Raw genomic sequence first — 14,540 nt, forward strand, 5'->3', positions numbered from 1 at the left:
GACCTTTGCGCAAGGGTATGGGCAGGCATGGACAGGACGGTCGAATTCGCAAGGATGAACGGGCTCGGCAACGCCATTCTGGTCGTGGACATGCGCGGCCGGAGCGATGCTGTCACCCCTGCGGCGGCCATCGCGCTCAATGCCGATCCGCAGACCCGCTTCGACCAGATCATGGCGATCCATGATCCGAAGGCCTCGGGAACCGATGCCTGGATCGACATCCTGAATTCCGACGGCACCAAGGCGCAGGCCTGCGGCAATGGCACGCGCTGCGTGGTGCAGGCGCTGGCGGCGGAAACCGGCCGCAAGACCTTTACATTCCAAACGGTCGCGGGCGTCCTCAATGCCGAGGAACATGCCGACGGCACGATCTCGGTCGACATGGGCAAGCCGGTGTTCGACTGGAACCGCATTCCTCTGGCCGAAGACTTCCACGACACGAGCCGCATAGAGCTGCAGATCGGCCCGATCGACGATCCTGTGCTGCATTCGCCCTCCGCCATGTCGATGGGCAATCCGCATGCGATCTTCTGGGTGGATCGTGATGTCATGTCCTACGATCTCGCGCGCTTCGGCCCGCTGCTCGAAAATCACCCGATGTTTCCCGAGCGCGCCAATATCACGCTTGCTCAAGTGACATCGCAGAGTGGCATGACCACCCGCACCTGGGAACGCGGCGCCGGGCTGACGCTCGCCTGCGGCTCGGCGGCTTGCGCTGCCGCCGTCAGCGGCGCCCGCACGGGACGCACGGGCCGCAAGGTGGCGGTGACCGTTGCAAGTGCTGTGCCTTCCGGCGTGCTCACCATCGACTGGCGCGAGAGCGACGATCACGTCGTCATGACCGGCCCAGCCGCGTGGGAATGGTCCGGCCGCGTCGATCCGGAGACCGGCGCTTTCACGCGCGAACCTGACACAGGGGCGCAAGCGACAGGGGCACAGGCATAGTGAGCGGCGTCGAGATCATCACCTTCGGCTGCCGCCTGAACACCTACGAGTCCGAAGTGATGCGCGGGGCGGCCGAAAAGGCGGGCCTGAACAATGCCGTGCTGGTGAATACCTGCGCGGTGACCGGCGAGGCCGTGCGACAGGCCCGCAAGGCGATCCGCCGCGCCCGGCGCGAGCACCCGGATGCCCGCATCATCGTCACTGGCTGCGCCGCCCAGACCGAGGCCGGCACCTTTGCCGCGATGCCGGAAGTGGACGCCGTCCTCGGCAATGCGGAGAAGCTGGAAAGCAGCGCCTATCGCGCTCTGCCCGACTTCGGCGTTGCCGGCGAGGAAAAGCTGCGCGTCAACGACATCATGAGCGTGCGGGAAACCGCGCCGCAGATGGTGCGGATGATCGAGGGTCATGTGCGCGCCTTCGTGCAGGTGCAGAACGGCTGCGACCATCGCTGCACCTTCTGCATCATTCCGTACGGTCGCGGCAATTCCCGCTCGGTGCCGATGGGCGCCGTGGTCGATCAGGCCCGCATGCTGGTGGAGAACGGCTACCGCGAGATCGTGCTGACGGGCGTGGACGCCACCAGCTATGGCGGCGACTTGACCGGCACGCCGACGCTCGGACTGCTGGCCAAGACCCTCCTGAAGCAGGTGCCGGAGCTTGCCCGCCTGCGCCTCTCGTCCATCGACAGCATCGAGGCCGACCGGCACCTGATCGACCTGATCGCCGACGAGCCGCGCTTTATGCCGCACCTGCATCTCTCGCTCCAGCATGGCGACGACATGATCCTCAAGCGAATGAAGCGACGGCATTCGCGCGCCGATGCGCTCGCCTTCATGAACGAGGCCCGTCGCCTGCGTCCCGGCATCGCCTTCGGCGCCGACATGATCGCCGGCTTCCCGACCGAGACGGAAGAGATGTTCGCAGCGGCGGGAACGCTGGCGCAGGAAGCAGGGATCGCAAGCCTGCACGTGTTCCCCTACAGTCCACGCGAAGGCACGCCCGCCGCCCGCATGCCGCAGCACGATCCCCTGCTGATCCGGGAGCGCGCCGCACGCCTGCGGGCCATCGGAGAGGATTTGGCACGCGACCACCTGACCTCCATGGTCGGCACCACGCAGACCGTGCTGGTCGAAAGCAACAGCACCGGCCACACGGAAAATTTCACCCGCGTCGCGACACCGGGGCTTGAACCCCGCTCGCTGGTCGCGACGACGATCACGGGCCACGATGGCAAGAACCTCTCCATCGACACCGCCGAAAGACAGGCCGCGTGACATGAGCGGCCCCGCAGGTTTCAGGATATAAGATGGCGTTCGACTTCCTCAAAAGGGTCTTCACATTCGATCAGGTGCCGCCGGAAGCGCCCGTGGCGGACGAGCGCGCGCCGGATGCGGCAAAGCCTGCGGAGACCGCAGCCCCGGTCGCCGAAGACGTCAGCACTTTCGAACCGTCTCTTCTTTCCGATACCGCGCCGGAAGACTCCCTGCCCATTGCCGAGGATCCGGTTTTGGCCGAAGAGATCGCCACGGCCGGCGGCCCGGCGGCCGATGACGACACTGACGGGCAAGACACCGAGGAGCCGCTTCTGCCGCTCCCAGCAGTCGAGGATATCGGCGATCTCGGCGTAGTGCCGCTGTCGCTGCTCGAAGCGGAGGCGGAGCTTGCACCCGGCGAGAGCCCGACCGCAGATCTCGACCGTCCGCGCGACATTTCCGCCCTGCCCGCAGGCTTTGCCACGGGGCCGGCGCCCGAGCCGGAGGCCGCCCCAGAAGGCGAACGCCTGACCTGGTTCCAGCGCCTGCGCGCCGGCCTGTCGCGCACCTCCTCGCAGCTGACCGGCCAGATCACGGCGCTCTTCACCAAGCGCAAGCTGGACGACGCCACGCTCGAAGAACTGGAGGACCTGCTAATCCAGGCCGACCTCGGCGTCGAGACCGCGTTGCGCATCACCGATACGCTCGCCTCCGAGCGCTACGGCCGCGACGTCTCGGGTGCGGATGTCTCGCGCATCATGGCAGCCGAGATCACCAAGGTTCTCACGCCCGTCGCCAAGCCGCTGCAGCTCGACCTCAACCATCGCCCGCACGTCATCCTCGTCGTCGGCGTCAACGGCACCGGCAAGACGACGACCATCGGCAAGCTCGCCGCCAAGCTCTCGGGCGCGGGCCTGAAGGTCATGCTGGCCGCCGGCGACACCTTCCGCGCCGCCGCCATCGAGCAGCTGAAGATCTGGGCAGACCGGACGAACAGCCATATCGTCTCTTCGAAGCTCGGCGCCGACGCCGCGGGCCTGGCCTACGAGGCCTTCGAGGAAGCCCGCCGGCAGAAGAGCGATGTGCTGATCATCGACACCGCCGGCCGCCTGCAGAACCGCACGGAGCTGATGGCCGAGCTCGAAAAGATCGTCCGTGTGCTCGGCAAGCTCGATCCGGATGCGCCGCACACGGTGCTGCAGACGCTGGACGCGACCACCGGGCAGAATGCGCTCAATCAGGTCGAGATCTTCCGCAACGTCGCCGGCGTCAACGGGTTGATCATGACCAAGCTCGACGGCACGGCACGCGGCGGCATCCTCGTCGCCATCTCCGCCAAGCACAAGCTGCCGGTCTACTTCATCGGCGTCGGCGAGGGAATCGACGATCTCGAACCCTTCGAGGCCCAGGATTTTGCCGAGGCGATCGCCGGGATTGCGGACTAATGGAGATGACTAGGGTTGCGCGAGAGCTTGCCTGTCATTGCGGTGAAATTCGCCTGAGTTGCGATGCGCCGCTGACGAGCGTTGTCGAATGCAATTGCTCGACCTGCGGGCGGACCGGCTTCCTGCATTGGAAAGTACCTGCGGCCTCATTGAGTTTGACGAGCCAAAGGATCGGACTGTCAACCTATGCCTGGCGCGGCTTGCACGAAGGACAGCATTTCTGCCGCATTTGCGGAACAGCGATGATGCGGACCGGCTATCCGGGAGATCGCGTTTCACTGAACGCGCGATGCATAGTCGGCATTGATGTCTTCGATCTGGAGACCGTTCGCTACGATGGCCGCAATGAGATGCCGCCAGGACCGACGCTTTAACGAAAGAATGGATGCCATGTCCTCGACTACGCCGACCCCCGCCGAGCGTCACCATCCGGGCCTCAAGCTCGCGCTGGAACTCGGGCCTCTGCTCATCTTCTTCTTCGCCAATCTGCGCGGACCGTGGCTCGCCGAGACCTTCCCGGTGCTGACCGAACTCGGCGGCCCGCTGTTCATCGCCACCGGCCTCTTCATGGCGGCGACGGTGATCTCGCTGCTCGTGTCGAAGATCGTGCTTGGCCACCTCCCCGTCATGCCCTTCGTGTCGGGCATCGTCGTCCTGGTGTTCGGCTCGCTGTCGATCTGGCTGCAGAACGACACCTTCATCAAGATGAAGCCGACCATCGTCAACACGCTGTTCGGTGCGGTGCTTCTCGGCGGGCTGTTCTTCGGCAAGTCGCTGCTCGGCCACGTCTTCAACGCCGCCTTCCAGCTGGATGCGGCCGGCTGGCGCAAGCTGACGCTGCGCTGGGGCATCTTCTTCCTGTTTTTGGCATTCCTCAACGAAGCCGTCTGGCGCGGCGCCGCCATCTGGTATGCGCCCGACGCTCAGGCGGCCGACGATTTCTGGGTGGCGTTCAAGGTCTGGGGCACCATGCCGATCACCATCCTCTTCACCATGGCACAGATGCCGCTCATCCTGCGGCACTCCGTCGAAACCGCATCCGATAAGACATGACGGCCGTTCCCCCACCTGTAGAAGCCCTACCCCGCAGCCGCACGCTCCTGTGGATCGGCGCCTGCATCGCCGTCCTCGCGTTCCAGGTGGCCGTAGAGCTCTTCATGGGCCGCACGCCGATCTGCACCTGCGGCGTCGTCAAGCTGTTCGAGCCCGTGGTCAACAGCCCCGGCAATTCCCAGCACCTCGCCGACTGGTACACGCCGTCCCACATCATCCACGGCTTCCTGTTCTACGCGCTGACCACCTGGCTCTTCCCGAGAAAGCCGCTCGCCGCCCGGCTGTTCGTCGCAACCCTCATCGAGGCCGGCTGGGAACTGCTCGAGAACTCGCCGATCATCATCGAACGCTATCGCTCCGCGACCGCGTCGCTGAACTATGTCGGCGACAGCGTGCTGAACTCGGCCATGGACACCGTCTTCATGGCGCTGGGCTTCCTGCTCGCCGCCCGCCTGCCTGTCGCCGTGACGATCGTCATCGCCATCGTCTTCGAACTCTTCACCGGCTGGCTGATCCGCGACAACCTGACCCTCAACGTGCTGATGCTCGTCTGGCCGCTGGACGCGGTGAAGGCGTGGCAGGGCGCGCTTTAGGAGCCGGCCGAGGCCTTCTCGATCGCCGGCATGAGGCCTTCCCGCAGGCTGCGGTCGTCGAAGGGGCCGACGCGCTTGTAGAGGATCGTGCCGTCGGGTGCGACCAGGTAGGATTCCGGGATGCCGTAGACGCCCCAGTCGATCGCGGCGCGGCCACGGGGATCGACGCCGATGGCGGAGAAGGGATTGCCGAGTTCGCCGAGGAAGCGTAGCGCGTTGTCCGTCTGGTCCTTGTAGTTGATGCCGACGACCTGCAAGCGAGGGTCTTTCGCCAAGGCAAGAATGACGGGGTTCTCCGCGCGGCAGGGCACGCACCAGGACGCCCAGACATTGACGAGCGTCAGCTTGCGCTTCACCGCGGCATCCGTCAGCGCGGGCATGGGCGCATCCTTGAGCGTCGCGCCTTCGAGCGCCGGCAGAGCGAGAGAGGGCGCCTTCGTGCCGATCAGCGCGGACGGGATTTCGCTGATATCGCGACCGGAATCGAGCTGGCTCCAGAACACGGCGGCAAGGCAGGCAAAGACGGTCAGCGGCAGCAGCGCGAGCGCGAGGCGGCCCTTCGTCGTCGCGCGGTTTTCCGGCAGGTCGCTCACTGAGCACCTCCGCCGGCCGAGCGGCGGCGAATGCCGGCTTCCTCCAGCGCTTGCAATTCGCGGCGCCGGGCGCGTGCGTCGAGAACCACCCAGCAAATAAGGCTCGCAACCACGACGAGGGCTGCACCATAGCTGGCGGCGACATAAGCCAGATGCGCGCTCATGCCGACGCCGCTCCGCGCGCGGCCTGCCGACGCATGGCCGCAATGCGCCGCCGCCAGATTTCCGTGCGCATCGCGGCTAGATGCAGCGTGAAGAACAGGCAGGTGAAGGCGAGCGCCATCACCAGCAGCGGGCGCAAGAACTCCGGATCGATCGCCGAGCCACCAAGGCGCAGCACGCTTGCCGGCTGGTGCAGCGTGTTCCACCAGTCGACGGAGAACTTGATGATCGGGATGTTGACGAAACCGACCAGGATCAGCACCGCCGAGACCTTCGCCGCCCGGCCGGCATCGTCCATGGCGCGGTTGAGCGCGATCAGGCCGAGATACATCAGGAACAGGATGAAGACGGAGGTGAGCCGCGCATCCCACACCCACCATGTTCCCCACATCGGCTTGCCCCAGAGCGAGCCGGTAACGAGCGCCAGCGCCGTGAAACCGGCGCCAATAGGCGCCGCACATTTCGCCGCGACGTCGGCCAGCGGATGCCGCCAGACGAGCGTGCCGAGCGCAGACGCCGCCATGACCGTATAGCCCATCATCGACAGCCAGGCGGCGGGCACGTGGATATACATGATCCGCACCGTCTCGCCCTGCTGGTAGTCGGCCGCGGTGGTAAAACAGAGCGTCAGGCCGACCGCAAAAAGCAGCGCCGTCAGACTGGCCAGCCATGGCAGCAGGCGCCCGGCCAGCGCGACGAAGCGCGTCGGATTGGCAAGGTCGGTAAAGCTGCGAATGGCAAGGCTTCTCTCACGCATACGACCTCTCTACCAAGTTCGCGAGACCTCTTCAATGAACGTCGCGGCCACCGGCATGGTCACCTTTGCGTCATTCCGAGGAGGCCCTGAGCGCCACCGCGGCCGCCGCCGGGCCGATGACGGCGAAGAACAGGGTGATCGCCGTGAGGATCATGAACGGCGGCAGGAAAGGCGCGGGATCCTCAACAGCGGCATAAGCAGCGCTGACACCGAAGATGAGCACGGGAATGACCAGCGGCAGCACGAGGATAGACACCAGAAGCCCCCCGCGCGGCAAGGCCACGGCGACCGCCGCCCCCATTGCGCCGATCAGCGTGATCGCCGGCGTTCCCGCCAGAAGCGTCAACATGGTGGCAAAGATCGCGGTCGGCTCCATGTTCAGGAAGAGGCCGAGCAGGGGGGACACGAGCACAAGCGGCAGACCGGAAGCGGTCCAGTGGGCAAGGCACTTGACGAAGACGGTGAGCACCAGCGGCGTCTCCTGCATCAGCATCACATCCAGAGCGCCGTCCTCGCGCTCAGCTTGGAACAGGCGGTCGAGCCCCAGCAGCGAGGCGAGCAGCGCGCCGATCCACAGCATCGCCGGCCCCACCTGCGCCAGAAGCTTCAGGTCCGGCCCGAGCCCGAAGGGCACGACTGCGACGACGGCCATGAAGAACAGGATGCCCGTCAGCGCACCGCCGCCCGCACGCGTCGCAAGCTTCAGGTCGCGCAGGTAGAGCGCCATCATGGCCCGCACCTGGGAACGGATATGGGAGAGAAAAAGCTGCGACCGAGCCTCATGTCGGCACCGCGAAGCCGGACATGGTCAGCGTCTGCGCACCGGGCACGTCGAGAGCCTGGTGCGTGGCGGCGATGACGATGCCGCCGGTGGCGCGATGTCTGGCGATCAGCGCCTCGACCATCCGCTCGCTCGCCGTATCGAGCGCTGCCGTCGGCTCGTCCATGAGCCAGACGGGACGGTGCGCGACCAGAAGCCGGGCGAGCGCCGCACGGCGCTGCTGCCCGGCGGAGAGATAGCCGAACGGAAGATGACCGAGACCGCCGAGACCGACCGCCTCCAGCGCGGCATCCCCATCTTTTGCCGGATCGCCCGCCTGCCCGCTAAACCGCGCCCAGAACACGAGATTTTCCGCAACCGTCAGGTCACGCTTCATCGCATTGCGATGTCCGAGATACTGAAGTGATTCGCGCACCGGCGCCGTGGGGTCGGTGACCCCTTCCAGCAGGATCGTACCGCTGTCGGCCGGATGGAGACCGGCGAGCGTTCGCAGAAAAGTAGACTTTCCGGTGCCGTTTCGACCGGTCACGAGCAAGGCGCCGCCAGCATCGAGAACGAGGCAAACCTCCCGGAAGATCGGGTCTTCGCCGCGGCTGGCGGCCAGCCCGTCCACGCGCAGGCGAATTGGCATTCATCGTCCTTTTACGACGTTGGTCGCATTGAAAAAAATTGTCTCGAATTGACGGCGTTCGATCTGGCACGTTTTGGCGAAATTATCTATAACGCGCCCAACACGCCAGCGGTCGGCGTGAATTTCATCCTAGCGCCGAACATGGAAGATTTTCCACGTGCGGACAGCGGAAATGACCGTACCCGCATCCCAATCTGCGCCTTCAGGCGCTCGGGCGTTCGCACGTCAGTTTATGGCGATCAGACGGAACGGGGTATCTCAGTGTCCAAGTCCCTAGACAGTTTCAATTGTCGTTCGACCCTCACGGTCAACGGCGCCGACTATGTCTACTTCAGCCTGCCCACGGCCGAAGAGAACGGTCTCGCCGGCATCTCGCGGCTGCCTTACTCGATGAAGGTCCTGCTGGAAAACCTGCTGCGCAACGAAGACGGCCGGTCCGTCACCAAGCAGGACATCCTCAACATCGCCGCCTGGCTGAACGACAAGGGCACGGCTGAAAACGAAATCGCCTACCGTCCGGCCCGCGTGCTCATGCAGGACTTCACCGGCGTTCCCGCCGTGGTCGATCTCGCGGCCATGCGCGACGCCATGGTGGCGCTCGGTGGCGATCCGGAAAAGATCAACCCGCTGGTGCCCGTCGATCTCGTCATCGACCACTCCGTCATCGTCGACGAATTCGGCACGCCGAACGCATTTGCCCGCAACGTCGAGCTCGAATACGAGCGCAACGGCGAGCGCTACCGCTTCCTGAAGTGGGGCCAGCAGGCATTCAAGAATTTTCGCGTCGTTCCCCCGGGAACTGGCATCTGTCACCAGGTCAACCTTGAGTATCTCGGCCAGACGGTCTGGACCAAGGAAGAAGACGGCGAAACGATCGCCTATCCCGACACCTGCGTCGGCACCGACAGCCACACCACGATGATCAACGGCCTTGGCGTGCTCGGCTGGGGCGTCGGCGGCATCGAAGCGGAAGCGGCCATGCTTGGCCAGCCCGTCTCCATGCTCCTGCCGGAAGTCATCGGCTTCCGCCTGACCGGCAAGGTCAAGGAAGGCGTCACCGCGACCGACCTCGTGCTCACCGTCGTGCAGATGCTGCGCAAGAAGGGCGTCGTCTCCAAGTTCGTCGAATTCTTCGGCCCCGGCCTCGATTCGATGACGCTGGCCGACCGCGCCACCATCGGCAACATGGGCCCGGAATACGGCGCGACCTGCGGCTTCTTCCCGGTCGACGGCGAAACCATCAACTACCTCACCATGTCCGGCCGCAAGACGGACCGGATCGCGCTGGTCGAAGCCTATTCCAAGGCGCAGGGCATGTGGCGCAATGGCGATGGCGCCGAGCTGGTCTTCACCGACACGCTGGAACTCGACCTCGGCGACGTCGTACCGTCCATGGCCGGCCCGAAGCGTCCCGAGGGCCGCATCGCCCTCGAAGGTATCGCGCCCGGCTTCGCCAAGTCGCTGGAAGCCGACTACAAGAAGCCCGGCCAGCTGGAAAACCGCTACCCGGTCGAAGGCACGGACTATGATCTCGGCCATGGTGACGTGGCGATCGCCGCCATCACCTCCTGCACCAACACCTCGAACCCCTCGGTGCTCATCGCTGCCGGCCTTCTCGCCCGCAACGCCGTCACCAAGGGCCTGAAGAGCGCGCCGTGGGTGAAGACCTCGCTCGCTCCGGGATCACAGGTCGTCGGCGAATATCTCGAGAAGTCGGGCCTGCAGAAAGACCTCGACGCGCTCGGCTTCAACCTCGTCGGCTTCGGCTGCACGACCTGCATCGGCAACTCCGGCCCGCTGCCGGCGCCGATCTCCAAGACCATCAACGACAAGGGCCTGATCACGGCCGGCGTTCTTTCTGGTAACCGCAACTTCGAAGGCCGCATCTCGCCGGACGTCCAGGCGAACTACCTCGCCTCGCCGCCGCTGGTCGTGGCCTATGCACTCGCCGGCACGGTCCAGAAGGACCTGACGACCGAGCCGCTCGGCATCGGTTCGGACGGGCAGCCGGTGTTCCTCAAGGACATCTGGCCGACCTCGCACGAGATCCAGGAATTCATCCTGAAATACGTCACGCGCGAGCTGTACGAGAGCAAGTATGCCGACGTGTTCAAGGGCGACGTCAACTGGCAGGCCGTTCAGATTCCTGCGGGCCAGACCTATGCCTGGGACGACGATTCGACCTACGTGCAGAACCCGCCCTACTTCGTCGGCATGGGCAAGACGGGCTCCGGCATCTCCGACATCAAGGGCGCCCGCGTCCTCGGCCTCTTCGGCGACAAGATCACGACCGACCACATCTCGCCGGCCGGTTCGATCAAGGCGGCATCGCCGGCCGGTGCCTACCTCACGGGCCATGGCGTCGGCGTTGCCGACTTCAACCAGTACGGCACGCGTCGCGGTAACCATGAAGTGATGATGCGCGGCACCTTCGCCAACATCCGCATCCGCAACCACATGCTCGGCCCGAACGGCAAGGAAGGCGGCTACACCTTCCACTATCCGTCGAAGGAAGAGATGTCGATCTACGACGCGGCCATGCAGTACAAGGAAGAGGGCGTTCCGCTCGTCATCTTCGCCGGTGGCGAATACGGCAACGGCTCCTCGCGCGACTGGGCGGCCAAGGGCACCAACCTGCTCGGCGTCAAGGCCGTGGTCGCGGAAAGCTTCGAGCGTATCCACCGCTCCAACCTCGTCGGCATGGGCGTCGTGCCCTTCGTCTTCGAGGCCGGCACGACCTGGGCTTCGCTGAACCTCAAGGGCGACGAGATCGTCACCATCGAGGGCCTGACGAACGTCCAGCCGCGCGAAAAGCGCACGGCCGTCATCACCTATGCCGACGGCACGGTGAAGGAGGTCCCGCTGATCTGCCGCATCGATACGCTGGATGAGGTCACCTACATGAACAATGGCGGCATTCTGCAGACGGTTCTGCGCGACCTCGCAGCCTAAGGCGCCACGACATGAGAAAACGCGAAGGCCGGAACCCCGTTCCGGCCTTCTGCATGTCCGACGGTACCTCTGCCGCCTTCGCCGAAATTTCACTCCAACGTGACTTTGTGTTGAGGACGCTGCGGCGTATGAAAGAGCGGTTTCCGGCTGCCGCAATCCTGCCCGAATTGGAATCTGCCCGAAGTGGACCCTGCATGCCCGCCTCCAAGACCTCTCGCCTGAGCCTGATCGGCAGTCTCTTCCTGCTGGCAGCCCTTCCGGCCGCAGCTGAGGAAGCGAAACGGGAAGCAGTGCCGCAGACGACGCAGGTGAAGACAGCGGATAGCGGGCTGGAAGTGACGCAGCCGAAGGGCGTCGTGGAACTGTTCACGAGCCAGGGCTGCGCCTCCTGCCCTCCCGCCGACGCTGCGCTGAAGCACCTGATCGACGACGGCTCCATCGTCGCCCTTTCCTATCACGTGGATTACTGGAATTACCTCGGCTGGGCAGACACGCTCGCCTCGAAGGAGAACACCGCACGCCAGTATGCCTATGCCAAGATGTTCGGCCGCAACGGCGTTTATACGCCTCAGGCCGTGCTGAACGGCCGCGATCAGGTCAACGGTGCCAATCTCTCAGGCATCAAGGGACGTCTGATCGCGCTCAGCGGTGCCGACGCGGGCATGAAGGTGCCGATTTCGGCGGAGCGCAAGGACGACGAAATCGACATCACGATCGGGGAAGGCAACGGCAAGGCCAATGTCGTCATCGTCTACTTCAACCGTCAGAAGGTGGTGGACGTGGAAAAGGGCGAAAACAGCGGCAAGAAGATGTCCTACTGGCACGCCGTGCGCGACATTCAGACAATCGGCATGTGGGACGGGAAGTCCGCACGCTTCGTGCTGCCCGCCTCCGTGCTCGACCAGGAAAAGGACAGCGGCTGCGCGATCCTGCTGCAGCAGATGAAGGACGCGGAGACCCCCGGCGCCATCGTCGGCGCGGCAACGCTGATGGCAGCGCAGTAGATGTGCCGCGAGACGCCAGAGAATTGCCCGGTCCGGCATATCGAGGGCTGGGGGCTGAGGGTTTCGATATCACCGGACCGGGCGGTCAGGTGGCACCGGCCTGAGGCCGATCCCGGTATGACCATCCATGCTCTCGCATGACCGGAGGTCGGACAGCACGAGAGGCACGGAGATCCCAAGCCGGCGACACAAGAGACGCTGATCGACCGGCCGGGCGGCGCGCGGCACTCCGGAAAACCGAAGCAGCGGCGACGGGGCGGAGTTAACCGTTGAAATCGGGCACCGGTTTGACCACAATGCGGCGGTGCAAAAAAAGCCGTCGCTACAGCAATACCCATCCGCCCTTGCGCGCATGCCATTCAAGCTTGATTTTCAGCCGCACTCAGGCACACTGTTACCGTCCTGTCATAACAAAAGGCCGGAATGTGCATGACCGATCAGACGGATTTGCAAGGTCGCCAAACCCTCAAGGCATCTGAAAGCGTGGTCGTCGATCTCAGCGACTATCGACATGCCAAAGATCCTCTTCCCGTGACGTTCCATCGCCGAGAACTCGACCAGATCCTGTGGGTCTATGGCCGTATGGTGGGAGAAGGCGAGTGGCGCGACTATGCGCTCGACCATATGCGCGACAAGGCGGTCTTCTCCGTCTTCAAGCGCTCGGGCGAACAGCCGCTTTATCGTGTAGAAAAGGTGCCGAAGCTTGCCGCCAAGCAGGGCGCCTATGCCGTGGTCAACACCCACGGCATGATCCTGAAGCGCGGGCACGAGCTGCCGCAGGTGCTCAAGGTGTTCGACAAGCTGCTGAAGGTCGTGAAGAGCTGAGCTTACGGACGGCGGCCTTGGAGGGCTCTGCGGAGAGCTGGATCAGGCCCCGTAGAGCGTATCCGGATAGACGCCATCGGCCGGCACCGAGTCGAGGCCTTCGCCGAGCGCCAACTGCATGAACGTGGTATCGAGCCAGCGGCCGAACTTCAGCCCACTCCCCTTCACCGTGCCGCAATCGACAAACCCGGTGGACCGGTGGACGGCGATCGACGCGGGATGCGCACCGCCGATGACGGCCACCATCTGGCGGAAGCCGAGATCCGTGCAGCGCGCGATCAGTTCCGTCAGAAGCGCCTTGCCGACACCGCGTCCCCGGGCCTCCGGCGCGAGATAGATCGAATCCTCGACGAGAAACCGATAGGCGCTGCGCGTGCGGAAAGCCGAGGCATAGGCATAACCGATCACGACCCCGTCCGCGTCTTCTGCGACGATATAGGGATAGCTGTTGCCGGTGATCGTGGAGAAGCGCGTCGTCATTTCCGCCTGGTCGGGTACGGCGATCTCGTAGGTCGCGACGCCGTTGCGGACGGACTCGCTATAGATGTCCGTAATGGCGGGAATATCGGCAAGGGAGGCATCGCGCAAAGTGAAGGACATGGCAGAATCTCAAAAGACATCGGTGTCCCCAAGTTCCTTCCACATTCCCCCAGCCCGATCAAGACGGTAGCGCCCGCGCACGAAAAAAGGCGGCCGAAGCCGCCTTCCCCAATGATCAGGTGGAGACCTGTCCTGTGCTTAGTTGCGGTTTCCGAGGAAGCGCAGCATGAAGAGGAACAGGTTGACGAAGTCGAGATAGAGCGTCAGTGCGCCCATGATCGCCTTGCGACCGGCAGCCTCGAAGCCATCGCCTTCGAAATACATCTCCTTGATGCGCTGCGTATCGTAGGCGGTGAGGCCTGCGAAGATCAGCACGCCGATGACCGAGATCGCGAACTGCAGAGCTGACGACGCAAAGAAGATGTTGACGATCGAGGCGATGATCAGGCCGAAGAGGCCCATGACCAGGAACGAGCCCATGGCCGACAGGCTGCGCTTCGTCGTGTAGCCGTAGAGCGACAGTGCACCAAAGGAGGCCGCGGTCACGAAGAACGTGCGCACGATGCTCTGCCCCGTGTAGATCAGCATGATCGACGAGAGCGACAGGCCCATCAGCGCGGCATAGACCCAGAACGTGGTCTGGGCGGCCGAAACGCTCATGGAATTGATTCGGAAGCTCAGGAACAGCACCATGCCGAATGGCGCGAGCATGATTAGGTACTTCAGCGGGCTGACATAGATCGCCTGGCCGAACGCGGTCAACTGACCGTCGGCAAAGGCGAACTGGAAGGCGAGAAACGCGGCGACGCCGGTGATGGCGACGCCGAGCGCCATGAGATTGTAGACCCGCAGCATGTAAGCGCGCAGGCCCTGGTCGACAGCAGCGTCAGCGCGCGCGCCGGCGGTCTGCATGCGAAAGTTTCTGGGATCGGACATTCTTATCCTCTTATCAGCTCGAAGTGACGGACAGGTCGCGACGAAAATCGGACCGGGCACCGCTGCGGAG

At 64.4% G+C, this 14,540-nt stretch carries 16 protein-coding genes; 9 read left to right on the forward strand and 7 right to left on the reverse strand.

What is annotated here, in order from left to right; translation table 11 throughout:
* The first annotated feature begins 27 nt into the window (after positions 1-27).
* From dapF to G8E10_RS10250, 6 genes are read left to right on the forward strand one after another with little or no spacing between them, the layout of a single operon-like run.
* Positions 28-945: a diaminopimelate epimerase gene (gene dapF / locus G8E10_RS10230; protein ID WP_167128505.1), complete on the forward strand. Its 918-nt coding sequence runs from the start codon at positions 28-30 to the stop codon at positions 943-945.
* A complete protein-coding gene (gene mtaB, locus G8E10_RS10235; RefSeq protein WP_167128509.1) occupies positions 945-2,219 on the forward strand; it encodes a tRNA (N(6)-L-threonylcarbamoyladenosine(37)-C(2))-methylthiotransferase MtaB in 1,275 nt (424 codons plus the stop codon). Before dapF ends, mtaB begins: the two co-directional genes overlap by 1 nt.
* Positions 2,220-2,251: 32 nt before the next feature.
* Positions 2,252-3,643 (forward strand): signal recognition particle-docking protein FtsY, encoded by a 1,392-nt coding sequence (gene ftsY / locus G8E10_RS10240; protein WP_167128513.1) that lies wholly within the window; start codon positions 2,252-2,254, stop codon positions 3,641-3,643.
* A 5-nt stretch (positions 3,644-3,648) separates the two neighbouring features.
* Positions 3,649-4,017, forward strand: coding sequence for a GFA family protein (locus tag G8E10_RS26390; RefSeq protein ID WP_486187682.1), 369 nt, complete (start codon positions 3,649-3,651; stop codon positions 4,015-4,017).
* A gap of 7 nt (positions 4,018-4,024) precedes the next feature.
* The gene (locus G8E10_RS10245) at positions 4,025-4,696 is read left to right on the forward strand and encodes a septation protein A (protein ID WP_167128516.1); all 672 of its coding nucleotides are present in this window, start codon (positions 4,025-4,027) and stop codon (positions 4,694-4,696) included.
* The gene (locus tag G8E10_RS10250) at positions 4,693-5,289 is read left to right on the forward strand and encodes a DUF2585 domain-containing protein (RefSeq protein ID WP_167128519.1); all 597 of its coding nucleotides are present in this window, start codon (positions 4,693-4,695) and stop codon (positions 5,287-5,289) included. Before G8E10_RS10245 ends, G8E10_RS10250 begins: the two co-directional genes overlap by 4 nt.
* Here the strand turns inward: G8E10_RS10250 and G8E10_RS10255 are convergent.
* The 5 genes from G8E10_RS10255 to ccmA form a co-directional block, all read right to left on the reverse strand.
* Entirely contained in the window at positions 5,286-5,882 is a 597-nt protein-coding gene (locus G8E10_RS10255; RefSeq protein ID WP_132664789.1) for a DsbE family thiol:disulfide interchange protein, read from the reverse strand. The two genes, G8E10_RS10250 and G8E10_RS10255, sit on opposite strands and share 4 nt — an antisense overlap.
* Complete coding sequence (gene ccmD / locus G8E10_RS10260) at positions 5,879-6,046, reverse strand: heme exporter protein CcmD (RefSeq protein WP_132664790.1); 168 nt, start codon at positions 6,044-6,046, stop codon at positions 5,879-5,881. The genes G8E10_RS10255 and ccmD overlap by 4 nt, the downstream gene beginning before the upstream one ends.
* Complete coding sequence (locus G8E10_RS10265; RefSeq protein WP_110801045.1) at positions 6,043-6,801, reverse strand: heme ABC transporter permease; 759 nt, start codon at positions 6,799-6,801, stop codon at positions 6,043-6,045. Before G8E10_RS10265 ends, ccmD begins: the two co-directional genes overlap by 4 nt.
* A 70-nt stretch (positions 6,802-6,871) precedes the next feature.
* A complete protein-coding gene (ccmB, locus tag G8E10_RS10270; RefSeq protein ID WP_132448732.1) occupies positions 6,872-7,531 on the reverse strand; it encodes a heme exporter protein CcmB in 660 nt (219 codons plus the stop codon).
* A 49-nt stretch (positions 7,532-7,580) separates the two neighbouring features.
* Complete coding sequence (ccmA, locus tag G8E10_RS10275; protein WP_167128833.1) at positions 7,581-8,207, reverse strand: heme ABC exporter ATP-binding protein CcmA; 627 nt, start codon at positions 8,205-8,207, stop codon at positions 7,581-7,583.
* A 267-nt stretch (positions 8,208-8,474) separates the two neighbouring features.
* Between ccmA and acnA the strand changes: the two genes are divergently transcribed.
* From acnA to G8E10_RS10290, 3 genes are all read left to right on the forward strand, one after another.
* Positions 8,475-11,165 carry an aconitate hydratase AcnA gene (gene acnA, locus G8E10_RS10280; RefSeq protein ID WP_167128523.1) on the forward strand — a complete coding sequence of 897 codons (2,691 nt, stop codon included), beginning with the start codon at positions 8,475-8,477 and terminating at the stop codon, positions 11,163-11,165.
* A gap of 194 nt (positions 11,166-11,359) precedes the next feature.
* On the forward strand, positions 11,360-12,169 hold the full coding sequence (locus tag G8E10_RS10285; protein ID WP_132712604.1) for a DUF1223 domain-containing protein: 810 nt from the start codon (positions 11,360-11,362) through the stop codon (positions 12,167-12,169).
* A 429-nt stretch (positions 12,170-12,598) separates the two neighbouring features.
* On the forward strand, positions 12,599-12,994 hold the full coding sequence (locus G8E10_RS10290) for a DUF2794 domain-containing protein (protein WP_110801048.1): 396 nt from the start codon (positions 12,599-12,601) through the stop codon (positions 12,992-12,994).
* A 42-nt stretch (positions 12,995-13,036) separates the two neighbouring features.
* Here the strand turns inward: G8E10_RS10290 and G8E10_RS10295 are convergent, their stop codons facing one another.
* Together G8E10_RS10295 and G8E10_RS10300 are read right to left on the reverse strand one after the other, a co-directional pair.
* Positions 13,037-13,594 carry a GNAT family N-acetyltransferase gene (locus G8E10_RS10295; RefSeq protein ID WP_167128526.1) on the reverse strand — a complete coding sequence of 186 codons (558 nt, stop codon included), beginning with the start codon at positions 13,592-13,594 and terminating at the stop codon, positions 13,037-13,039.
* Between the two features lie 138 nt (positions 13,595-13,732).
* On the reverse strand, positions 13,733-14,470 hold the full coding sequence (locus G8E10_RS10300; protein WP_092989583.1) for a Bax inhibitor-1/YccA family protein: 738 nt from the start codon (positions 14,468-14,470) through the stop codon (positions 13,733-13,735).
* Positions 14,471-14,540 lie beyond the last annotated feature (70 nt).

The sequence above is a fragment of the Ferranicluibacter rubi genome (assembly GCF_011603255.1).
In the GTDB taxonomy this organism is placed as follows: domain Bacteria; phylum Pseudomonadota; class Alphaproteobacteria; order Rhizobiales; family Rhizobiaceae; genus Ferranicluibacter; species Ferranicluibacter rubi.